A 21,652-nucleotide genomic window follows, 5' to 3' on the forward strand; every position below is an offset into this window, starting at 1 on the left:
TTGGGCGGCGAACACTGGTCCGAAAGGCCTGACTACCGCCTGCGGAGCGGGCCTTGCGGTACCGAAAAAACGGACATAGCGCGCTATCTTGCTACGGGTGATCCAGGCCTTCGGACTGACCAGCAACCCCCGCAAGGAGCTTCCGCCCGCCGTCGACGACGTCTCGTTCGAAGCCCGGGCGGGCCGCGTCACCGCGCTGCTCGGTGCGCCGGGGGCGGGCAAGACGACGACGCTCAGGCTCATGCTCGAACTCCAACAGGGCCGCGGCGTCACCTACTTCAGAGGCCGCCCCCTGCACCGGCTCGCCCATCCCTCGCGCGAAGTCGGCGTGCTCCTCGGCGATGTGCCGGGCCACCCGGCGCGCACGGTGCGAGGACATCTGCGGATGTTGTGCGCCGCCGCGGGGGTTCCGGTACGGCGTGCCGACGAGGTGCTGGAGGTCGTCGGTCTCGTCAGCCTGCGCGAGGAGCGGCTCGGCACGCTGTCGCGCGGCATGGACCGCCGCCTCGGCCTGGCCTGCGCCCTGCTGTCCGACCCGCACACACTCGTGCTGGACAACCCCGCAGAAGGGCTCTCTGCCCGGGAAAGCAGATGGCTGTACGGCATGCTGCGCGCCCACGCGGCGCAGGGCGGCACCGTGCTCATCACCACCGCCGACCCCAAAGAGGCCGCCCGCACCGCCGATCGAGTCGTCACCCTCGACGAGGGCAGACTCGTCGCCGACCAGGAGGCCGCCGACTTCTCCCGCACCCGGCTGCGCCCCCGAGTCGCCGTCCGCACCCCGCACGCCGCCCGCCTCGCCGCCCTCCTCGCCAAGGAAGCCCGCACGGCACACCGCTCCGTCGAGGTGGTCCGCGAGGGCGGCAACCGCCTCTCCGTGTACGGCAGCACCTGTGCCGACGTCGGTGAGATCGCGTTCCGCCACGGCGTGCTCGTCCACCAACTCGCGGACGAGATCGGCGACATGGGGCCGGGCGCGGAAGCCACTCCATGGGGCGAAGGGCCCACCACGGACACCGCGCGGGCTTCCGAGGCCCTTCCGGCGGAATCGGTCGCGACCGCCGTACCCGCAGAAGACGATGCCCCGGAGAAGTCCGGCACGCCTTCCACGCGCCCGGCCGACACCGACCGACCCGGACAAGCGGACATCGCTCAGGGGACCGGCGCCCCTTCGCCGGAACCGACGGCCCTCAGCGCCGTACCGCAACCGCAATCCCTGAGGGACTCACCACCATCAGACCTCGCCCCAGACGGCAAGCCCCACTCGGGACGGACCTCGCCCCCTGGCGATCCCGAGACGGCGGGCCCTCCCGAGCAAGCCCCACCGCCGACTGATCCCGAGTCGACGCGCACCCTGGCACGGCCCTCGCCTCCCGAGTCGGCGGAAACCGTCGGACGGCCCTCGCCAGCCGCGGCTCCCGAGTCGACGCGAACCCCGGCACGGCCCTTGCCTCCCGAGTCGGCGGGAGCCGTCGGACGGCCCTCGCCTCCCGTCGAACCCGGGTCGACGCGAACTCCCGTACGACCCTCGCCCGCCGTCGATCCCAAGCCCACGTCAACCCCCGCCCGGATCGCCCACCCCCCAGTGATCGCCAAGCCCGTCGCCCTGTCCGAACTTCCACCCCCCATCTCCGTCCGCCCCGCCCCCAGCCCCCTCCGCCCGCTCCGGTACGAGGTGCGGCGCGCGGCCGGGGTCGGGACCGGGTTCCTCACGGGGGCCGCCGTGCTGGTCGTGTCCGCCCTGACCGCCGTACTGCTCGCCCGCATCGGTCACACCCCGCAGCACCGGCTGCTCGCCGCGTGGCCGCGGGAGCTGCCGCTGCCGCCTGCGGCGCTCGGGGCCGGGCTGCTCGGGGCGTTCGCCTTCGGGGACGAGTTCCGCCACCCCGCGCTGGCGGCGGACCGCGGCAGCGTGCCGCGTCGGCTGGGGCTGCTCGTGGCCAAACTCGTCGTCTCCGCAGCCACCGCGCTGCTGCTGGCCTTCCTCACGGTGGGCTGCGACGCCGAAGTGCTCTATCTCGTGTACGGACGGGAGCTCGCGCGAGTTCCCGCCGACTGGCTCTCGCTGGGCGCGAGTTGGACGGGGCTCGTCGTGGGCTGTGCCTGGGCGGGGGTGCTGGCCGCGGGCATTTTCCGGTCCACCACGGCCGGGCTGGCCGCCGTGGTCGCCGTACCCGTCGTCGTCGTACCCCTCGTACAAAAGGTCTTGGAGGGACCGGCTGTGCGGACGGCCGCAGGGTTCCCGATGCGGCTGCGTGAGACGTTTCTGCTCCAATGGCCCTTCGGTGGAGAGCGCTATCTGTCCGGCGTGGCTCGGGTGATCGGCCAACCCGTAGGCGGGGCACTGACGTTGTCGTTGACGGCCCTGCTCTGCGCATATCTGCTCATGACCCTGCGCAGCAGGGTCCGATGACGACCGTCCGTGACCTTCCGATCCCGCTCTGTGCACAACTCCCCAGGGAAAGCCCATTTCTTTCCGATAAGGCGTCAATTGCGACGGGGTGAGCGATCACCCTTTCGTGTGCTTTTCACCAAAGACCTCAAGGGAGTTGGGGACGGCGCCGACAAAGGATCCGTGAGTACCCTTGCGCACACCATGATGACCGCCGCCCGCTCCGCAGACTCCGGCCTCGCCGGCCCGGGCGAACTCGACCGCTACCCCTACGCGGATGCGCCCGCCGCAGACCGCCTCGGCGCCTCCGCCTGGGACGCCGCGGAACCCGAGCTGGGCCGCGTGGGCCGACGCGCCGCGGGCAGCCGTGGACGCGGACTGCACGGCCAACTCGTCCAGCAGCTGGGCCAGATGATCGTCTCGGGCGATCTGGGCGCCGACCGCCCGCTGGTGCCCGAGGAGATCGGCCAGCGTTTCGAGGTCTCCCGCACCGTCGTCCGCGAGTCTCTCCGCGTCCTCGAGGCCAAGGGCCTGGTCAGTGCCCGCCCGAACGTCGGTACGCGCGTGCGCCCGGTCAGCGACTGGAACCTCCTCGACCCGGACATCATCGAGTGGCGGGCCTTCGGGCCGCAGCGCGACGACCAGCGCCGCGAGCTGAGCGAGCTGCGCTGGACCATCGAGCCGCTCGCCGCGCGTCTCGCCGCCGGTCATGGGCGTGAGGAGGTGCAGCAGCGGCTCGCCGACATGGTGGAGATCATGGGCCACGCCATGGCCCAGGGTGACGCGCTGACGTTCTCGCGCGCGGACGCCGAGTTCCATTCCCTGCTCATCCAGGTCGCGAGCAACCGCATGCTGGAGCACCTTTCCGGGATCGTGTCGGCCGCGCTCCAGGTGTCCGGCGGACCGGTCACCGGCTGCGACCGGCCGAACGAGGCCTCCCTGGCGCAGCACGGCAGGATCGTCGACGCCCTCGCCGCCGGCGACGGCATGGCCGCCGAGTCCGCCATGCGCCAGCTGCTGACCGTCCACCCTGAGGTGGAGCGCGTGGTGCCGGCGCCGCGCGAACACTGACCGCGCACCGCGGGCGGCGCGGCCGGAGGGTGCCTCCCCCTCCTGGGCATCGTCCGGCCGAAGGGCCGCCTCCCGTCGGACCCCGCAGGATCCTTCGGAATCCTGCGGGGTCCGACGGTGCGGGCGAAGGGGTTCGCAAGGTGGTTCGCAAGACGTTTTCTTCCTCCCGGTGCCCGCAGGTGACTCCCTCTGTCCGTGTCTGACCGTTTTTGAGCGCTTACGGGGTGTGACTCGGGCCACGCAGATTGGGCGTAACACTCCTGGAAACAACGCGATGACCTAAGAGGTGACAGCCGCGGAGGGAATACGGACGCCATGAATGGCGCTGTGCATCTTCCCGGCCCCCGCCCGCACCGTCGGCCCATCCCCACGGCCGGTGGTCGGTTCCTGTCCATCCCGGACGGGGCCGGAAGCCGTTTTCCAACGTTCCGAGAGGTTGTTCGTGTCGGCCAGCACATCCCGTACGCTCCCGCCGGAGATCGCCGAGTCCGTCTCTGTCATGGCTCTGATTGAGCGGGGAAAGGCTGAGGGGCAGATCGCCGGCGACGATGTGCGTCGGGCCTTCGAAGCTGACCAGATTCCGGCCACTCAGTGGAAGAACGTACTGCGCAGCCTCAACCAGATCCTCGAGGAAGAGGGTGTGACGCTGATGGTCAGTGCCGCGGAGCCCAAGCGCACCCGAAAGAGCGTCGCAGCGAAGAGTCCGGCCAAGCGCACCGCCACCAAGACGGTCGCGGCGAAGACGGTGACCACGAAGAAGGCCACTGCCACCGCCACCCCGGCGGCGCCCGCCGTCGAGGCCTCCGCCGAGGGCGAGGCTCCCGTGAAGAAGGCCGCTGCCAAGAAGGCGACGCCCGCCAAGAAGGCCGTCGCGAAGAAGACCGTCGCCAAGAAGGCGACGGCCAAGAAGACGACCGCCGGCAAGGACGACGCGGAGGTTCTCGAGGACGAGGTTCTCGAGGACATCAAGCCCGGCGAAGAGGAAGAGGAGGGCGGCGAGAGCAAGGGCTTCGTCCTCTCCGACGACGACGAGGACGACGCGCCGGCCCAGCAGGTCGCCGTCGCCGGCGCCACCGCCGACCCCGTCAAGGACTACCTCAAGCAGATCGGTAAGGTCCCGCTCCTCAACGCCGAGCAGGAGGTCGAGCTCGCCAAGCGCATCGAGGCGGGTCTGTTCGCCGAGGACAAGCTGTCCAACGCCGACAAGCTCGCCCCGAAGCTCAAGCGCGAGCTGGAGATCATCGCCGAGGACGGCCGCCGCGCCAAGAACCACCTCCTGGAGGCCAACCTCCGTCTGGTGGTCTCCCTGGCCAAGCGCTACACCGGCCGCGGCATGCTCTTCCTGGACCTCATCCAGGAGGGCAACCTCGGTCTGATCCGCGCGGTCGAGAAGTTCGACTACACCAAGGGCTACAAGTTCTCCACGTACGCCACCTGGTGGATCCGTCAGGCGATCACCCGCGCGATGGCCGACCAGGCCCGCACCATCCGTATCCCGGTGCACATGGTCGAGGTCATCAACAAGCTCGCGCGCGTGCAGCGCCAGATGCTCCAGGACCTGGGCCGCGAGCCCACCCCGGAGGAGCTGGCCAAGGAACTCGACATGACCCCCGAGAAGGTCATCGAGGTCCAGAAGTACGGCCGCGAGCCCATCTCCTTGCACACCCCGCTGGGCGAGGACGGCGACAGCGAGTTCGGTGACCTCATCGAGGACTCCGAGGCGGTCGTCCCGGCCGACGCGGTCAGCTTCACGCTCCTCCAGGAGCAGCTGCACTCCGTCCTCGACACCCTGTCCGAGCGCGAGGCGGGCGTCGTCTCGATGCGCTTCGGTCTCACCGACGGTCAGCCGAAGACCCTCGACGAGATCGGCAAGGTGTACGGCGTGACGCGTGAGCGCATCCGCCAGATCGAGTCCAAGACGATGTCGAAGCTGCGCCACCCGTCGCGTTCGCAGGTGCTGCGCGACTACCTCGACTAGGACGCGGTCGTACGACGTCGAAGGCCCGGTTCCCCGCCCAGGGAGCGGGGCCTTCGTGCTGGGCGGGCGTGGCCGGGGTGCGGGCCGTGGGCTCGGTCCAGCGGGTGCGGGGCGCGGCGGCGTGGATCACTCTGGGTTTCCCCAGTCCGACCCAGAGTGAGGAATGTGCATGCGTCGTCCTTTTGCCCGGGCGCTGAACCGGTCGCTGGTCCTGGCGGCCGTGGCGGGCGCCATACCGCTGGCGTCCGCCGCCCCCGTGGCCGCCGACAGCATCGTCGTAGGCGGATTTCCCGTCGACATCTCGGACGGCCCATGGACCGTGGCGCTGTCCAGCCGTGACCGGTTCGGGGGTACGCGCGCGGGGCAGTTCTGCGGCGGCGTGGCCATCGGCCGGACCGCAGTGCTCACCGCGGCCCATTGCGTGGGCGAGGACGTCCTGGGAGCACCGCCCAACCGGGTGCGTGATCTCAAGGTCATCACGGGCCGCACGGACCTGCTCTCGGACGAGGGCCAGGAGATCCGCGTACGGGACACCTGGGTGAACCCGGGATACGACCCCGCCACCAACGCCGGCGACTTCGCGGTGCTCGGGCTCGCCGAACCGCTGTCGCAGGACTCGGTCATCACCATGGCGGCCGGCGGTGACCCGGCGTACGCACCGGGTACGGACGCGACGGTCTACGGGTGGGGTGATGTCACAGGGGGCGGCGACTACGCGCACAGTCTGCGGGCCGCCCGCATTCATGTGCTGTCCGACAGCCTGTGCGAGCAGGCCTATCCGGGCACCGCGGACGGCGCCTATCGCGCCGACTCGATGCTCTGCGCCGGGGAGGAACAGGGCGGTCGTGACGCCTGTCAGGGGGACAGCGGTGGGCCGTTGGTCGCCCAGGGGCGGCTGATCGGGCTGGTGTCCTGGGGGAGTGGCTGTGCGCTGCCGGGCAGCCCTGGCGTCTACACGCGCGTGTCCGACGTCGTACGGACGCTCGGGTGGGGCGACAGGACGGGAGAAGGCTCGCACCGGCCCTGAGGGGCGTGGCGGGGCCATGAGCGCTTGTCGGCGGCCTCGCTGGCCGCGCGAGGTGATGCTCGGTAAGAGCGCGGACGGCCGCCCCTGAAATCAGGGGCGGCCGTCCGCATGTCGGCCTGTGCCGGTGCTGGCTCGTCGTGGGTGCGAGGTGTCAGCGCTCTTCTTCGGAGGCGGATGCGGGAACGGTCGTCAGCCGCTCCGTCTCGTCCTGTATCTCAGCGGCGATCTTCTTGAGTTCCGGCTCGAACTTGCGACCGTGGTGGGCGCAGAAGAGCAGTTCACCGCCGCTGAGCAGGACGACGCGCAGGTATGCCTGGGCGCCGCAGCGGTCGCAGCGATCGGCGGCCGTCAACGGGCTCGCGGGGGTCAGAACAGTAGTCACGTCGCCTCTTCTCTAGCTCGACGAGCTGTCGTACCAGGGTCAACATCCAACCAGCCCGAAAACGTTCCCGCTCGGGGCTTTTCCTCAAAAAAATCTTTCGAGGCCGGCCGTCTGCTGCCGGTTGGCGGCGAATGTGCCGTATTGCGTGTCTATGTGTCTTACGGGTTCGCGCTGTCTGTCGATGTCGGTCCTCCCGGCTGGGTTGCCGGTTGTTCATGAGGACGTGCCCGGAGCCTAAATGGTTCATGCCCCGAAGGGAACGTGATATGTACTTCACTCCATCGAGGGATCGAACATGCATGCGACTCTGGACTAGTGTGAGTTTTGACGAGGGTGGCGTTACAACGGCTCTACCAGGCCTCGGTACCCTCTTGGCGGCGGCCGAAGCCGCGCCCTTACCCACAAGGGCCACACCTGAAATTCAGCGAGGAGCGAACCGCGTGACCGCCGAGACGTCCGTGCCGTCCACAGCGCTGCTGGCAGGAGCAGACCGGGACGGTTCCAACTACACCGCGCGGCACCTCCTCGTCCTCGAGGGGCTCGAGGCCGTGCGCAAACGCCCGGGCATGTACATCGGCTCGACCGACAGTCGTGGCCTGATGCACTGCCTGTGGGAAATCATCGACAACTCCGTGGACGAGGCCCTCGGGGGCTACTGCGACCACATCGAGGTCATCCTCCACGACGACGGGTCGGTGGAGGTCCGCGACAACGGCCGAGGCATCCCGGTCGACGTCGAACCCAAGACCGGTCTGTCCGGCGTCGAGGTCGTCATGACCAAGCTGCACGCCGGCGGCAAGTTCGGAGGCGGCTCCTACGCGGCCTCCGGCGGTCTGCACGGCGTGGGCGCCTCCGTGGTGAACGCCCTGTCCGCGCGGCTGGACGTCGAGGTGGACCGCAGCGGGCACACCCACGCGGTCAGCTTCCGGCGCGGCGTTCCCGGCGCCTTCGCCGGCGCCGGGCCCGACGCGAAGTTCGACGCCACCAGTGGGCTGCGCAAGGCCAAGAAGATCCCCAAGACCCGCACCGGCACGCGCGTCCGCTACTGGGCCGACCGGCAGATCTTCCTCAAGGACGCCAAGCTCTCCCTGGAGCACCTCCACCAGCGGGCCCGCCAGACCGCGTTCCTCGTCCCCGGCCTCACCATCGTCGTACGCGACGAGTTCGGGCTCGGCGAGGGCGGCAGCAAGGGCGAGGAGTCTTTCCGCTTCGACGGGGGCATCAGCGAGTTCTGCGAGTACCTGGCGACCGACAAGCCGGTCTGCGACGTCCTCCGCTTCTCCGGCCAGGGCACCTTCAGGGAGACCGTCCCCGTCCTCGACGAGCACGGCCAGATGACGCCCACCCAGGTCACCCGCGAGCTCGACGTCGACGTCGCGCTGCGCTGGGGCACGGGATACGACACGACCCTGAAGTCGTTCGTGAACATCATCGCCACCCCCAAGGGCGGCACCCATGTGGCGGGCTTCGAGACCGCGGTGACGAGCACCATGCTCGAGGTGCTGCGCGCCAAGAAGCTGCTGCGCGTCGCCGAGGACGACATCGTCAAGGACGACGCCCTGGAAGGCCTCACGGCGGTCGTGACGGTCCGTCTCGCCGAGCCGCAGTTCGAGGGCCAGACCAAGGAGGTCCTCGGCACCTCGGCGGCCCGCCGCATCGTGAACACCGTGATCTCCAAGGAGCTCAAGGCGTTCCTGACCTCCACCAAGCGCGACGCCGCGGCCCAGGCCCGGGTCGTCATGGAGAAGGTCGTCGCCGCCGCGCGGACGCGCATCGCGGCCCGCCAGCACAAGGACGCGCAGCGCCGGAAGACGGCCCTGGAGTCCTCGTCGCTGCCCGCCAAGCTCGCCGACTGCCGCAGCGACGACGTCGACCGCAGCGAGCTGTTCATCGTCGAGGGAGACTCCGCGCTGGGTACGGCGAAGCTGGCCCGGAACTCCGAGTTCCAGGCGCTGCTGCCGATCCGCGGCAAGATCCTCAACGTCCAGAAGTCGTCCGTGACCGATATGCTCAAGAACGCCGAATGCGGCGCGATCATCCAGGTCATAGGAGCAGGGTCGGGCCGGACCTTCGACATCGACGCGGCCCGCTACGGCAAGATCATCATGATGACCGACGCCGACGTGGACGGCTCCCACATCCGGACCCTGTTGCTCACGCTGTTCCAGCGCTATATGCGGCCGATGATCGAGGCGGGACGGGTCTTCGCCGCGGTGCCGCCGCTGCACCGCATCGAGCTCATCCAGCCCAAGAAGGGGCAGGACAAGTACGTCTACACGTACTCGGACCGCGAACTGCGCGACAAGCTCATGGAGTTCCAGAGCAAGGGCGTCCGGTACAAGGACTCCATCCAGCGCTACAAGGGTCTCGGTGAGATGGATGCCGACCAGCTGGCGGAGACGACCATGGACCCACGACACCGCACCCTGCGCCGGGTGAACCTCTCCGACCTGGAGGCCGCCGAGCAGGTCTTCGATCTGCTGATGGGCAACGATGTGGCGCCGCGCAAGGAGTTCATCTCCAGCTCGGCGGCGACGCTGGACCGGTCGCGTATCGACGCGTAGTGCGGCCGGGCGCTGCGCTTGGCTTGGGCGGGGCTGCGCTTGGCTTGGGCGGGGCTGGGCTGGGGCTGGGCTGGGGTGACTGGGCTGGGTTCATCTGGCTGGGGTCGGTTCGGTTTCGGGCCGGGTTTGGTTTCGGGCCGGGTTCGGCTTTTGGGGCTGGTTCGGCCCCGACCGGATTCGGCCTGAGGCCGGCCCAGTCCCGACCGTCCTTCGGGTTCTCCACCCGTGGGTGGATGCCCCCGTCTCCCTGCCTCCACCTTCGATCCACCCCAGCGCCGATCCGCTGACCTGCGAATTTCCGTAGCGTCGAAGGCGTCGGCAGCGCTCGCTGTCGGCAGCGTCCCTTTCGCTCACGGAGGCACCGATGTCCGGGCTTGTCGACGGATTCCTGATCGCGGCCGTTGTCGTCGTGGTGATCGCGCGCCAGTTCCGCGCGCAGCGGATCGACACCGAGCGGCGCTGGTGGCTGCTGCCGGTCGTGCTGGCCGCCGTCGCCCTGCGCGAACCCGGCCTCATAGACGCCCACCACCACACTTCCTCGGCCGCTCTCCTCACGGCAGAGCTGCTCATCGGTCTCGCCACCGGCGCGGCCTGGGCCTGGACCTCCCGCGTGTGGACCGAGCCCGACGGCGCCGTGTGGAGCAAGAGCACCAAAGCGAGCGGATTGGTCTGGCTCGTCGGCATAGCCCTCCGCGTCGGCCTCTACGCCCTCGGCGCCGCACTCGGCATCCACCAGGAGTCGTCCGCCCTGCTCCTCGCCCTGGCCGCCACGCTGCTCGTGCGCGCGGGCATCCTCGCCTGGCGTGCCCAGTCTCCGCGCCCGGCTTCCGTACGGGGTTCGGCGTACGGTGACGCCGTGCCTCGGTCCGCCTGGAAGGAGCGTGTGTGACAGAGAACCTGTGGACACGCTGGCCATCCCGGGAGGCGCTCGGGCGCGAGGGGTTCTCGCGGCCTCGGCGCCTGCTGGCCTGGGGAGTGAGGCTGCTGCTCCTCTCCCTGCTGCTGTGGGGTGCCCTGACGAGTAGCTCGGCTCATGGCTGGCGAATCGCCGCGGGTGCCGGCGGATTCGTCGTCGCAGCCCTGCTGGCGTGGGCGTTCTACCGGGCCACGCTTCAGCACCGGCTCTGGCCCGCGCTGCTGACATGGGGGCTGCTCCAGGGAGTCGCCGTCCTCGCCCAGGTTTCCGGGCTGCTGGTACCGGCCCTCGTGATCTGGTGCGCGTCCGCCGTCGCCGCGCTGGAGCGACTGCCCCTGGCCGTTGCCGCGCCGGTCACGGCGATGGCGCTCGGCGCCTACGGAGCCCTCAACGACGACGATGTGCTGACGACCGTGGTCACCTGCCTGGGACTGGCCCTCGCCGGGTACACGCTGCGCCTTGACGCCGAGGCCCGGGGCAGCGCCCAGCGACTGCTCGCCCAGGAGCGCGCCGCGCGGAAGGCCGAGGCGGAATCGGCCGCCCTGGCGGAGCGGGCTCGTATCGCCCGGGAGATCCACGACGTGCTGGCCCACAGCCTCTCGGCGCAGCTCGTGCATCTGGAGGCCGCGCGGCTGCTGATCGAGCGGGGGGCGGACCGGGACCAGATCCTCGAGCGGGTCGTGGCGGCACGGGGCATGGCGCGGGACGGCCTCACTGAGACCCGACAGGCGTTGTCGGCTCTGCGCGGGGACATGACCCCGTTGGAGGACTTCCTCGCCCAGCTCGTGGAGACGAGCGCGGGAGCCGAGGTCACCATTACGGGTGAGCGCAGAGCCCTGCCGGCCGAGGCCTCGCAGGCTGTGCGGAGGGTCGCCCAGGAAGCGTTGACCAACGTGCGCAAGCATGCGCCGGGCGCCAAGGTGCAGCTTCGGCTGGCCTACGGCGAGCATCAAGTGACCTTGGACGTACGGGACTCGGGGGGATCGTCGGGCGAACTCACCGCCACGGGGGGCGGATACGGTCTGCTGGGCATGCGCGAGCGTGCCGAACTGCTCGGCGGCTCGCTGGACGCCGGGCCGGACGAGGAGGGATTCACGGTGACGCTGAAGGTGCCCGTATGACGGACGAGTTCGACGGCAAGGTCGCGCGGGTGGTGGTCGCGGACGACCAGACCGTCGTCCGCGAGGGCATCGTGATGTTGCTCGGACTGCTGCCGGGGGTCGAGGTCGTGGGAGCCGCCGCAGACGGGGACGAGGCGGTGCGGCTGGTCGCCGAACTCGCTCCGGACGTGGTGCTGATGGACCTGCGCATGCCCCGCTGCGACGGCGTGGCGGCGACCCGGCGGATCCGTACCGAACATCCGGGGACCCAGGTGGTGGTGCTCACGACGTTCGGGGACGACGCGTCGCTCTTCCCGGCGCTGAAGGCGGGAGCGCGAGGCTATCTCACCAAGGACGCGGGAGGTGACGAGATCGTGCGGGCGGTGCACAGCGTGCTGTCCGGGGACGCCGGGCTCTCGCCGAGCGTCCAACGGCGGCTGCTGGAGCGGCTGTCGGAGCCCGAGCCCCGGCCGGCCGAGCCCGCGGAGCCCCCGGACGGGCTCACCGCGCGAGAGACCGAGGTGCTGCTCCTGATCGCTGATGGGCTCAGCAACCAGGAGATCGCCCGCACCTTGCACGTCTCCACGGCGACCGTGAAGACCCACATCAACAACATGTTCGCCAAGACCGGGCTCAAGGACCGGGCGCAGGCAGTGCGTTACGCCTACGCCAAGGGGCTTGTGCGGCCTCCCACGGGTTGAATCACCTGATGGGGTGAAGCGCGAAGGGAAGAAGAGTCGGGGATCTTCCCGTTCTGTCCATCCTTGGGCATGCAGTCAAGCAATGGTCGGCCCCGCGGCGGCAGGGGTGGTCCCGAAAGCGCGGCCGAAAACCACGACGGGTTCGACCCGGCCCACCTCGACGCGCCCGCGGCCGTGAGGTACGACGATCCCTGGTACGACGCCCTCGCCTCCGGCTGGGGCGAATCGACCGGCGTCGGGGGTGGTGCGGCCATCCCGTTGTCGGCCGTCGAGGCAGGGCGTACGGAGCGGGTGGACGCGGCTGCGGATGTGTATCTCCAGGTGCAGCGCAGTGCGGCGTTCCAGGAGGTGCGCAGTCGGTATCGGCGTTTCGTGGTGCCGGCGTTCATCGGGTTCTTCGGCTGGTACGTGGGGTACGTCGTGACCGCGACGACCGCGCCCGGTCTGATGGCCCGGCCGGTGGCGGGCGCGGTGAACGTGGCGATGGTCGCGGGGCTCGGCCAGTTCCTCACCACGTTCCTGCTGACCTGGGCGTACGCCCGGCATGCCCGGCTGCGCAGGGACCGGGCCGCGTTGGAGCTGCGCTGGGACACCCAGGAGCTGACGCGCGGGATCCGGGGTGGTGCGTCGTGACCGGCGATCATCAGACGCTGGCGCTGCTGCTGTTCAGCGTGTTCGTCGCGGTCACGCTGGCGATCACGACATGGGTGAGCCGTAACCGGCATGGCTCGGCGGAGGAGTTCTACGCGGGCGGGCGGTTGTTCTCACCGATGGAGAATGGTTTTGCCATCGCGGGCGACTACATGTCGGCGGCGTCGTTCCTGGGCATCTCCGGGCTGATCGCGCTCTTCGGGTACGACGGGATGCTGTACTCGGTGGGCTTCCTGGTGGCGTGGCTGGTGGTGCTCTTCCTCGTCGCGGAGCTGGTGCGCAACTGCGGGCGGTTCACGCTGGCCGACGTGGTGGCCGCGCGGATGAACGAGCGGCCGGTGCGTATCGCGGCGGGAACCTCCTCGGTCACCGTGTCCGTTCTGTATCTGGTGGCGCAGATGGTGGGTGCGGGGAGCCTGGTGGCTCTGCTGCTCGGTGGCACCGGCGAGGCGGCACAGACGTGGACCGTCATCGGCGTCGGCGCGCTCATGGTGATCTATGTGTCGTTGGGAGGGATGCGGGCCACCACCTGGATCCAGATCGTGAAGGCGGTCATGCTCCTCGGCGGCACCATCGCACTGACCGTGCTCGTCCTGGTGCGCTTCCATGGCGACTTCGACCAACTGCTGCTCAGCGCGGCCGAACGCAGCGGGCATGGCGAGAAGTTCCTGGCGCCCGGCCTGAAGTACGGCGGGGACTGGACGGCGCGCTTCGACTTCATCAGCCTGGGGCTCGCCCTCGTTCTCGGCACGGCGGGGCTGCCGCACATCCTGTCGCGCTTCTACACCGTTCCGACCGCGCGGGCGGCGCGTCGTTCGGTGGTGTGGTCGATCGGGCTCATCGGCGGCTTCTACCTGATGACGATCGTCCTCGGCTTCGGAGCGGCCGCGATCGTGGGACCGGAAGCGGTGCGCGGGTCCAACGCGGCCGGGAACACGGCCGTGCCGTTGCTGGCCCTCGACCTGGGCGGCGGCGCGGACTCCACAGGTGGAACGGTTCTGTTCGCGATCGTCGCCGCCGTCGCCTTCGCCACGATCCTGGCCGTGGTCGCCGGCATCACCCTGGCCTCCTCGGCGTCCGTGGCCCACGACCTGTACGCCTCCCTGCGGCGCAGGGACGCCAAGCCCCGCAGCGAGGTCGCCGTGGCACGGGTCGCCGCCGTGGGTATCGGCGTGGTCGCGATCGCCCTCGGTCTGCTGGCCCGGGATCTCAACGTCGCCTTCCTGGTGGGCCTCGCCTTCGCGGTCGCGGCGTCGGCCAACCTGCCGGTGCTGCTGTACTCGCTCTTCTGGCGCGGCTTCACCACCCGTGGCGCGGTCTGGGCGGTGTACGGCGGGCTGATCCCGGCCATGGTGCTCGTGCTGCTGTCACCGGTGGTGTCGGGCAGCCCGGAATCGCTGTTCCCGGGGGTCGACTTCCAGTACTTCCCGCTGCAGAACCCCGGCCTCGTCTCGATCCCGCTGGGCTTCGTCGCCGGCTGGCTCGGCACGGTCACCTCGACTGAGGTGGCGGACGAGGCCAAGCACGCGGAGACCGAGGTGCGGTCGCTGACGGGGGCAGGGGCGGCGTAGAGGCGGCGCCGCCATCGGCGTACCGGGTCTCCATCGGCGTACGGCGCCCTCATCGGCGTACCACGCCGTCATCCTCGTACGGCGCCGTCATCCTCGTACGGCGTCCTCATCCTCGTACGACCGTCGAACCCGCAGTCGTACGCCTACGGTGCCACCCACGCGTACCGGTGTTCCGGGCGGCCCGTGTCGCCGTACTTGAGGGAGAGGCGGAGGCGGCCGGCCTGTTCGAGGTGGCGGAGGTAGCGCTGGGCGGTGGACCGGCTCAGGCCCGTCTCGGCGGCGACCTCGTGGGCGGACAGGGGATGGTCGGCGTGGTGGAGGACGTGGCAGATGAGGTCGGTCGTCGGTTCCGAGTGGCCGCTCGGCAGGCCCGGTGAGGGCGGGGCGGGCATGGTGCGCAGGGCGCCGAAGATCCGGTCGACCTGTTCCTGGCCGGCGATGCCGCGGCCGCCGACGCGGTCGACGGTGCGGCGCAGGGCGGCGTAGGAGTCGAGGCGGGAGCGCAGCGCGGCGAAGGTGAACGGTTTGACCAGGTAGTGCAGGGCGCCCAGGCGCATCGCGGTCTGGACGGTCGTGACATCGCCCGCGGCGGTGATCATGATGACGTCGGTGCCGTGGCCCTGTTCCCGCATGCGGTGCACGAGTTCGAGGCCCGTCTGGTCGGGCAGGTAGTGGTCGAGCAGGACCAGGTCGATGGTGCCGCGCTGGACGGTCGCCAGGGCCTGCGCGGCGGTGTGGGCGCGGGCGGCGACCCGGAAACCGGGAACCTTTCCCACGTACTTGGCGTTGATCTCGGCAACGCGGAAGTCGTCGTCCACGACCAGGACGTCAATCATCGGGCCTCTTTCTGTCAAGGCCAGGCGGGCGTTAAGCCCGTGTTTCGGCTCCGCTGTTGTAGCGCGCGCAAAACGAGCACAACAGGCTGCTGCAAGCAAAAGAACGGCATGCGCTCAGAAGGCTGATGCTGTGACCCGGGTCGCACCTACCGTCCCCGGCCATGAGCGCAGACACCAGCCCCGCCATCGAGCTGCGGGGCGCGAGCAAGACGTTCAGGACCCCCTCGGGGGGCCTGCACACGGCGGTCCGGGGACTAGATCTCACGGTCCGGCGTGGCGAGTTCGTGGCCGTCGTCGGCCCCACCGGCTGCGGCAAGTCGACCACGTTGACCCTGGTCAGCGGCCTTGAAGAACCCACCGACGGCGAGGTCGTGGTCGCCGGGGAACCGGTCCGCGGCGTGGGGGACAAGGTCGGGTTCGTCTTCCAGCAGGACGCCACTTTTCCCTGGCGCACGGTCCTGTCCAATGTGATGGCGGGCCCGCGGTTTCGCGGTGTGCCGAAGGCGGAGGCGAAGCGGAAGGCGCGTGAGTGGCTGGCCCGGGTCGGGCTGTCGGCCTTCGAGGACCGCTATCCACATCAGCTGTCCGGCGGGCAGCGCAAGCGCGTCGCACTCGCCGCGACCTTCGTCAACGACCCCGAGATCCTGCTGATGGACGAGCCGTTCTCGGCGCTCGACGTGCAGACCCGGGCCCTGATGTCGGACGAACTGCTGGAGCTGTGGGAGGGCACCGGCGCCTCCGTCGTGTTCGTCACCCACGACCTGGAGGAGTCCATCGCGCTGGCCGACCGGGTCGTCGTGATGACAGCCGGGCCGGCCACCGTCAAGCACGTGTTCGACATCGACCTGCCGCGTCCGCGCAAGGTCGAGTCGGTGCGCCTGGAGCCGCGGTTCATCGAGATCTACCGCGAGATCTGGGAGTCCCTCGGCGAAGAGGTCCGCATCACGCGCGAGAGGGGTGCCGCTCATGTCGCCTGAGGTTCTCAGCACGCCGGTCGTCGACACGGCCAAGACGCCACCGGACCGCGCCCATTCACGCGCGCGTGCCGCCCGCAGACGCAAGATCGTCGTCGCGGCCTCGCGGACGCTGCTCCTGGTCACGGTCCTCGGGCTGTGGGAGGTGCTCGCGCGGGCCGACGTCATCGATCCGTTCAACTTCTCGATGCCCTCGAAGATCTGGGACCAGATCTGGACCTGGGTGACACACGGGACCGCGCTCGGGTCGTTGGGCGAACAGATCTGGTACACGCTCCACGAGGCGCTGCTCGGCTGGGTCTTCGGGGTGGCCGCCGGCGTGGTGTTCGGTATTGCTCTGGGGCGGATCACCTTTCTCGCCGATGTCCTTGGTCCATACATCAAGGTGCTCAACTCGATCCCGAGGATCGTCCTCGCACCCATCTTCGTGATCTGGTTCGGCCTCGGTCCCGCCTCCAAGGTCGCGTCCGCGGTCGTGCTCGTCTTCTTCCCGGTGTTCTTCAACGCCTTCCAGGGCGCCCGTGAGGTCGACCGCAACCTCGTCGCCAACGCGCGCATCCTCGGCGCGAGCGACCGGCGGGTGACGCTTCAGGTGGTCATCCCGTCCGCGACCTCGTGGATCTTCACCAGCCTCCACGTCAGCTTCGGCTTCGCCCTCATCGGCGCCATCGTCGGCGAGTACATCGGCGCCACGAAAGGCATCGGCCTGCTCGTCGCGCAGTCGCAGGGCACGTTCAACGCGGCTGGTGTGTACGCCGCGATGGTGATCCTCGCCGTCGTCGCGCTCGTCGCCGAAGGGCTGCTCACCTTCGCCGAGCGCCGCATCTTCCGCTGGAAGCCGACGGGTTCGGACAGCTGACCCGAGCCGTCCCCGCTCCTCCCTTCGCCTCCTCCCCTTCACAAGGACGTGAACCCTCATGCGCAAGACCGCCAGATACTCCGCCCTGGCCGCCGCCGGCCTGCTCGCCCTCTCCTCGCTCACCGCCTGCGCCAATGACGCGGCCAGTACCGCCTCCTCCGGCAGCAAGGGCGACGGCAAGGGGACGAAGGTCAAGATCATGGTTGGCGGCCTGGACAAGGTCATCTACCTGCCCGCGATGCTCACCCAGCGGCTCGGCTACTTCGACGCCGAGGGCCTCGACGTGGAGCTGCTGAGCGAACCCGCCGGTGTCCAGGCCGAGACCGCGCTCGTCTCCGGCCAGGTCCAGGGCGCGGTCGGCTTCTACGACCACACGCTCGATCTCCAGGTGAAGGGCAAGCACGTGGAGTCCGTCGTGCAGTTCTCGCACGCGCCCGGCGAGGTGGAGATCGTCTCCACCAAGAAGGCGGACGACATCACCTCGCCCAAGGACTTCAAGGGGAAGAAGCTCGGCGTCACCGGCCTCGGCTCGTCGACCGACTTCCTCACCAAGTACCTCGCCGTCAAGAACGGTGTGAAGGTCAGCGAGTTCACCCCGGTCGCCGTCGGCGCCGGACCGACCTTCATCTCGGCGCTCCAGCAGGGCGCGATCGACGGCGGCATGACGACCGACCCGACCGTCGCGACGATCCTGGACAAGAAGGCGGGCAAGGTCCTCCTCGACATGCGCACGCCCGAGGGATCGCAGGCGGCGCTCGGTGGTCCGTATCCGTCGTCAAGTCTGTACATGCAGACGGACTGGGTGAATGCACACAAGGACACCGTCCAGAAGATGGTCAATGCATTCGTCAAGACACTCAAGTGGATGTCGACGCACAGCGCGAGCGAGATCGCCGACAAGATGCCCGCCGACTACTCCCAGGGCAACAAGGTCCTCTACGCCGCGGCCATCGACAGCACCTTGCCGATGTTCACGGACGACGGGGTGATGCCCAAGAACGGCCCCGAGACCGTCGAGAAGGTGCTCAAGGCGTTCAACCCCGCCATCCAGAAGGCCGACGTCGACCTCGACAAGACGTACACGACCGAGTTCGTGGACAAGGTCACCGACTGAAGTCCGGGACGCCGGCATCCGTATAGAGGGAGGGCACGGTTCCTTCCCCCGCCCCCACGGGCCGTGCCCTCAGGCGCGGGTCGCCCACACGTAACGGTGTTCCGGGCGGCCCGCGTCGCCGTACTTGAGCGTGAGCCGGGCCCGTCCGGTGCGCTCCAGGAGCTTCAGATAGCGCTGGGCGGTCTGCCGGCTCACCCCCGTCCGCTCGGCGATCTCCTGGGCCGACAACGGCCCTTCCGCGTTCATCAGGGACTGCCGGACGAGCTCCGCGGTCGTGGGGGAGTGACCCTTGGGCAGGTCGGGCTCGGACGGCGTGGACAGTGCCCCGAAGATGCGGTCCACCTCCGCCTGCTCCGCCTCGCCCCCGCCGTCGAGCGTGCGGCGCAGCTCGGCGTATGCCTCCAGCTTGGCGCGCAACCCCGCGAACGCGAACGGCTTGACCAGGTACTGGAGCGCGCCGTGGCGCATCGCGGCCTGCACGGTCGTGATGTCCCGGGCCGCCGTCACCATGATCACGTCGGTCTGGTGGCCGCGGCGGCGCATCTCCTGGACGACCGACAGACCCGTCTCGTCGGGCAGGTAGTGGTCCATGAGGACCAGGTCGACACGGGGCAGCAGCTCCACCTGGCGCAGCGCCTCCGCCGCGCTGTGCGCCTCGCCCGCCACATGGAAGCCCGGGACCTTCTCGACGTAGGCGGCGTTGACCCGCGCGACCCGCGTGTCGTCGTCCACGACCAGGACCTCGATCATCACGACTCCTCCTCGGGGGCGGCCGGAACGGTCAGCGCGGGCTCCAGATCGTCCCCCGCCAGGGCCTCGGGCAGGACGACGACGAACTCCGCGCCCCCGCCGTCCGCCTCGGTCACGGCGGCGCTGCCACCCTGCCGTTCGGCCAGCCGCCGCACCAGGGAGAGCCCGATGCCGCGCTTGCCGTGCGCGGGCGGCTCCTTCGTGGACCACCCTTCGGTGAAGACCAGTTCGCGCTGCTCCGCCGGAATGCCGGGCCCCGTGTCGCGCACCCTGAGCACGGCGGTACGGCCCTCGGCGCGCAACTCCACCTCCACGCGCGCGTGCGGCTTGCCTCCTACGGCGTCCAGCGCGTTGTCGACCAGGTTGCCGACCACCGTGACGATGCCCCTGGGGTCGATCAGCCGGTCCGGGAGCCGTGTGCGGTCCGAGATCCACAGGGCGACCCCGCGCTCCGCGGCGACGGTCGCCTTGCCCACCAGCAGCGCGGCGAGCAGCGGATCCTTGATCTTCTCGGTGACCTGCTCCGCGGTGGCGCGGTGGTCGCCGACCACCTCTCCGACGAACTCCACGGCGTCGTCGTACATCTCCAGTTCGAGCAGTCCGAGCAGCGTGTGCATGCGGTTGGCGTGCTCGTGGTCCTGGGCGCGCAGGGCGTCGATCAGCCCGCGCGTGGAGTCGAGTTCGCGGCCGAGCTGCTCCAGTTCCGTACGGTCGCGCAGGGTCGCGACGGCGCCGCCGTCGTCGGTGGGCATGCGGTTGGCGATCAGGACCCGCTGGCCGCGGACGGTGAGCAGGTCGGTGCCCGTCACCCGGCCGGCCAGCACGTCGGCCGTACGGCCCGCGCCGAGCGCCTCGTCGGGGGAGCGGCCCACGGCCTCGTCGCCGATGCCCAGCAGCCGCTGTGCCTCGTCGTTGAGGAGCCGGACGCGGCCGGTGCGGTCCAGGGCGACGACGCCCTCCCTGATGCCGTGCAGCATCGCCTCGCGCTCCGCGAGCAGCGCCGAGATGTCGGAGAAGGCCAGGTCACGGGTCTGGCGCTGGACCCGCCGGGAGATCAGCCAGGCGGCCAGCGCGCCGACGGCCAGGGCGCCGCCGGCGTAGGCGAGCAGGCCCGGGATGGCATGGATCAGGCGGGCCCGGACGCTGTCGTACGCGATGCCGACCGAGACGGCCCCGATGATGTTCCCGTCGCTGTCGCGCAGGGGCACCTTGCCGCGGGCCGAGCGGCCGAGGGTGCCCTCGTCGATCTCCATGACCTCCTCGCCCGCGAGCGCCCGCGCGGGGTCGGTCGACACCTTCCCGCCGATCTCCTCCGGGTCGGTGTGGGACCAGCGGACGCCTTCCTTGTTCATGATCACGACGTACTCGGCCTTGGTGGCTTTGCGGATCCGCTCGGCCTCCTTCTGCACCGGTCCGTCCGCCGAGTAGGGCGTGGTCTGCAGGTCCTTCGCGATCTGCGGCTGCTCGGCGGTCGTCTGCGCGATGGCCAGGGCCCGGCGCATGGCCTGGTCGTCCAGCTGATTGCTGAGCGGTGCGAGGAACAGCCCGGTCGCCAGCACCGTGACTCCCGCGGCGATCGCGAGCTGCATCAGCAGCACCTGCGAGAACATCCGCCGCGGCAGCCCGAGGCGGAGGCGTCGAGCGGGGGGAGTGGGGCGGCTCATACCCATGACGGTACGCGGAGGGGTGCGGGCTGCCGTAGGGGTGTGGCGTGGATCTCTTGATCAACCCACTTGATCGGTGGACGAGGCCTTGACCACGTTGTTCGGCTGCTTCAGCTCGCCAGGGCCGAGGGGCGAGTCAACTCCCGCACCGCCATCACGTCCATCCGCGCGGGCGAGCCGAGCACCGACGTCCCGCAGCTCTCCGCGCGGGGCGGCAGGGACGCGCCCTGGGCCACGACGACCCGCCAGTGGCGCCCGTCCACGTGGGCGACGGTCACCTCCCAGCGCGGTGCCGCGCCCTCCGTCCGTACGACCACCAGCGCATCCGCGGCGTGTTCGTCCGCCTCCGCACGCACGGCCAGCTCGGCGGCCTGTCCCGGCCGCTCCCAGGCCGAGCTCCCGCGGCACCCCGCCACGACGATCCGGCCGTCCTGGGCGCTGTGCAGGATCTCCTTGACGGCGTGGGCCCCGACGCGGCCGTACGCGTAGCCGTACGGAAGGACGAGCAGCGTCGGCGAGAAGCGATGTCCACCCAGATGGGTGACCTCCCAGACGCCCTCGACCCCGGAGTTGGACAGCTCGGCCGCGAGCGGCCGCCCCAGGAGGGCGCAGCAGCGGTCGCGCTTGCCGTTGGTGCAGACGAGGGCGAGCGGGGCGCCGGTATGGGCCTGTCCGTCCAGCGCCGCGTCGAAGGCGCGGTGGTCGCCGGCGCCGAGCGCGGCGAAGTCCAGGTCGAGCAGGCGCTCCGGATCGCGGATCGTGGCGCTGCGCAGCCAGGCGCTTCCGGGGGCGGTGTGGGACACGTACACCTGGCGGGCGGACGGCGTACCGCAGTCGGCGTGCCGCCCGGGGCGGCGGATGAGGGCGACCCGGACGCCCGTGCCCTTCGCCGCCTTCTCCAGAGCGCGGCCCAGCACGGGGTCCAGATGGCTCGACGTGAGCGCGTGCGCGCCCCAGGGGCCGGGCTGTTCCAGGAGCAGCCAGGTCCTGGCGGTGGCCGCGGTGCCCGCGATGGGCTCGTCGAGGTCCCGGGAGACGGTTGAGCACGTACTCACAGAGGTGAGCCTAACCTGACTTGCTCGACAGTGACTTCCGGGCGCGC

At 70.1% G+C, this 21,652-nt stretch carries 18 protein-coding genes; 13 read left to right on the top strand and 5 right to left on the bottom strand.

Annotated features, from left to right (window positions below; genetic code table 11):
* Positions 1-97: 97 nt before the first annotated feature.
* The 4 genes from EJC51_RS35205 (at position 98) to EJC51_RS35220 (ending at position 6,468) form a co-directional block, all read left to right on the top strand.
* A complete protein-coding gene (locus EJC51_RS35205; protein WP_126274739.1) occupies positions 98-2,413 on the top strand; it encodes an ABC transporter ATP-binding protein in 2,316 nt (771 codons plus the stop codon).
* Positions 2,414-2,575: 162 nt separating this feature from the next.
* The gene (locus EJC51_RS35210) at positions 2,576-3,463 is read left to right on the top strand and encodes a FadR/GntR family transcriptional regulator (RefSeq protein WP_126274740.1); all 888 of its coding nucleotides are present in this window, start codon (positions 2,576-2,578) and stop codon (positions 3,461-3,463) included.
* A 442-nt stretch (positions 3,464-3,905) separates the two neighbouring features.
* Positions 3,906-5,441: an RNA polymerase sigma factor gene (locus EJC51_RS35215; protein ID WP_126274741.1), complete on the top strand. Its 1,536-nt coding sequence runs from the start codon at positions 3,906-3,908 to the stop codon at positions 5,439-5,441.
* Positions 5,442-5,610: 169 nt separating this feature from the next.
* Entirely contained in the window at positions 5,611-6,468 is an 858-nt protein-coding gene (locus EJC51_RS35220) for a S1 family peptidase (RefSeq protein WP_126274742.1), read from the top strand.
* A gap of 151 nt (positions 6,469-6,619) precedes the next feature.
* Here the strand turns inward: EJC51_RS35220 and EJC51_RS35225 are convergent, their stop codons facing one another.
* The gene (locus EJC51_RS35225; RefSeq protein WP_079309265.1) at positions 6,620-6,850 is read right to left on the bottom strand and encodes a DUF7455 domain-containing protein; all 231 of its coding nucleotides are present in this window, start codon (positions 6,848-6,850) and stop codon (positions 6,620-6,622) included.
* Positions 6,851-7,290: 440 nt separating this feature from the next.
* Here EJC51_RS35225 and EJC51_RS35230 point away from each other — a divergent pair, with 440 nt between their 5' ends.
* From EJC51_RS35230 to EJC51_RS35255, 6 genes are all read left to right on the top strand, one after another.
* Complete coding sequence (locus EJC51_RS35230) at positions 7,291-9,414, top strand: DNA gyrase/topoisomerase IV subunit B (protein WP_126274743.1); 2,124 nt, start codon at positions 7,291-7,293, stop codon at positions 9,412-9,414.
* A 364-nt stretch (positions 9,415-9,778) separates the two neighbouring features.
* A complete protein-coding gene (locus EJC51_RS35235; protein ID WP_126274744.1) occupies positions 9,779-10,303 on the top strand; it encodes a CcdC protein domain-containing protein in 525 nt (174 codons plus the stop codon).
* Positions 10,300-11,451, top strand: a complete 1,152-nt coding sequence (locus EJC51_RS35240) for a sensor histidine kinase (RefSeq protein ID WP_126274745.1) — start codon at positions 10,300-10,302, stop codon at positions 11,449-11,451. Before EJC51_RS35235 ends, EJC51_RS35240 begins: the two co-directional genes overlap by 4 nt.
* Complete coding sequence (locus EJC51_RS35245; protein ID WP_126274746.1) at positions 11,448-12,131, top strand: response regulator transcription factor; 684 nt, start codon at positions 11,448-11,450, stop codon at positions 12,129-12,131. Before EJC51_RS35240 ends, EJC51_RS35245 begins: the two co-directional genes overlap by 4 nt.
* Before the next feature lie 69 nt (positions 12,132-12,200).
* Entirely contained in the window at positions 12,201-12,764 is a 564-nt protein-coding gene (locus EJC51_RS35250) for a DUF485 domain-containing protein (protein ID WP_126274747.1), read from the top strand.
* Positions 12,761-14,353 (top strand): solute symporter family protein, encoded by a 1,593-nt coding sequence (locus EJC51_RS35255; RefSeq protein ID WP_126274748.1) that lies wholly within the window; start codon positions 12,761-12,763, stop codon positions 14,351-14,353. The genes EJC51_RS35250 and EJC51_RS35255 overlap by 4 nt, the downstream gene beginning before the upstream one ends.
* A 143-nt stretch (positions 14,354-14,496) precedes the next feature.
* Here EJC51_RS35255 and EJC51_RS35260 read toward each other — a convergent pair whose 3' ends face one another.
* Positions 14,497-15,189 (bottom strand): response regulator, encoded by a 693-nt coding sequence (locus tag EJC51_RS35260; protein WP_126274749.1) that lies wholly within the window; start codon positions 15,187-15,189, stop codon positions 14,497-14,499.
* Positions 15,190-15,350: 161 nt separating this feature from the next.
* Here EJC51_RS35260 and EJC51_RS35265 point away from each other — a divergent pair, with 161 nt between their 5' ends.
* From EJC51_RS35265 to EJC51_RS35275, 3 genes are read left to right on the top strand one after another with little or no spacing between them, the layout of a single operon-like run.
* The gene (locus EJC51_RS35265; protein WP_126274750.1) at positions 15,351-16,166 is read left to right on the top strand and encodes an ABC transporter ATP-binding protein; all 816 of its coding nucleotides are present in this window, start codon (positions 15,351-15,353) and stop codon (positions 16,164-16,166) included.
* On the top strand, positions 16,156-17,022 hold the full coding sequence (locus EJC51_RS35270) for an ABC transporter permease (RefSeq protein WP_126274751.1): 867 nt from the start codon (positions 16,156-16,158) through the stop codon (positions 17,020-17,022). Before EJC51_RS35265 ends, EJC51_RS35270 begins: the two co-directional genes overlap by 11 nt.
* Positions 17,023-17,080: 58 nt before the next feature.
* Positions 17,081-18,136 carry an ABC transporter substrate-binding protein gene (locus tag EJC51_RS35275; RefSeq protein WP_126274752.1) on the top strand — a complete coding sequence of 352 codons (1,056 nt, stop codon included), beginning with the start codon at positions 17,081-17,083 and terminating at the stop codon, positions 18,134-18,136.
* Positions 18,137-18,205: 69 nt separating this feature from the next.
* On the opposite strand, the gene EJC51_RS35280 is transcribed toward EJC51_RS35275, so the two are convergent.
* The 3 genes from EJC51_RS35280 to EJC51_RS35290 all read right to left on the bottom strand — a co-directional run bounded on the left by EJC51_RS35280 (position 18,206) and on the right by EJC51_RS35290 (position 21,605).
* Complete coding sequence (locus EJC51_RS35280) at positions 18,206-18,886, bottom strand: response regulator (RefSeq protein ID WP_126277257.1); 681 nt, start codon at positions 18,884-18,886, stop codon at positions 18,206-18,208.
* Complete coding sequence (locus tag EJC51_RS35285; RefSeq protein ID WP_425276816.1) at positions 18,886-20,550, bottom strand: ATP-binding protein; 1,665 nt, start codon at positions 20,548-20,550, stop codon at positions 18,886-18,888. Before EJC51_RS35285 ends, EJC51_RS35280 begins: the two co-directional genes overlap by 1 nt.
* Positions 20,551-20,660: 110 nt before the next feature.
* On the bottom strand, positions 20,661-21,605 hold the full coding sequence (locus EJC51_RS35290; protein ID WP_126274754.1) for a sucrase ferredoxin: 945 nt from the start codon (positions 21,603-21,605) through the stop codon (positions 20,661-20,663).
* Positions 21,606-21,652 lie beyond the last annotated feature (47 nt).

It is taken from the genome of Streptomyces aquilus (assembly GCF_003955715.1).
GTDB lineage: Bacteria > Actinomycetota > Actinomycetes > Streptomycetales > Streptomycetaceae > Streptomyces > Streptomyces aquilus.

What these genes read in the sequence shown, in the direction of transcription:
- EJC51_RS35285 (WP_425276816.1), bottom strand. Translation starts at nt 20,550, where the DNA reads ATGAGCCGCCCCACTCCCCCCGCTCGACGCCTCCGCCTCGGGCTGCCG.
- EJC51_RS35275 (WP_126274752.1), top strand. Translation starts at nt 17,081, where the DNA reads ATGCGCAAGACCGCCAGATACTCCGCCCTGGCCGCCGCCGGCCTGCTC.
- EJC51_RS35245 (WP_126274746.1), top strand. Translation starts at nt 11,448, where the DNA reads ATGACGGACGAGTTCGACGGCAAGGTCGCGCGGGTGGTGGTCGCGGAC.
- EJC51_RS35265 (WP_126274750.1), top strand. Translation starts at nt 15,351, where the DNA reads ATGAGCGCAGACACCAGCCCCGCCATCGAGCTGCGGGGCGCGAGCAAG.
- EJC51_RS35280 (WP_126277257.1), bottom strand. Translation starts at nt 18,886, where the DNA reads ATGATCGAGGTCCTGGTCGTGGACGACGACACGCGGGTCGCGCGGGTC.
- EJC51_RS35220 (WP_126274742.1), top strand. Translation starts at nt 5,611, where the DNA reads ATGCGTCGTCCTTTTGCCCGGGCGCTGAACCGGTCGCTGGTCCTGGCG.
- EJC51_RS35235 (WP_126274744.1), top strand. Translation starts at nt 9,779, where the DNA reads ATGTCCGGGCTTGTCGACGGATTCCTGATCGCGGCCGTTGTCGTCGTG.
- EJC51_RS35250 (WP_126274747.1), top strand. Translation starts at nt 12,201, where the DNA reads ATGCAGTCAAGCAATGGTCGGCCCCGCGGCGGCAGGGGTGGTCCCGAA.
- EJC51_RS35270 (WP_126274751.1), top strand. Translation starts at nt 16,156, where the DNA reads ATGTCGCCTGAGGTTCTCAGCACGCCGGTCGTCGACACGGCCAAGACG.
- EJC51_RS35260 (WP_126274749.1), bottom strand. Translation starts at nt 15,189, where the DNA reads ATGATTGACGTCCTGGTCGTGGACGACGACTTCCGCGTTGCCGAGATC.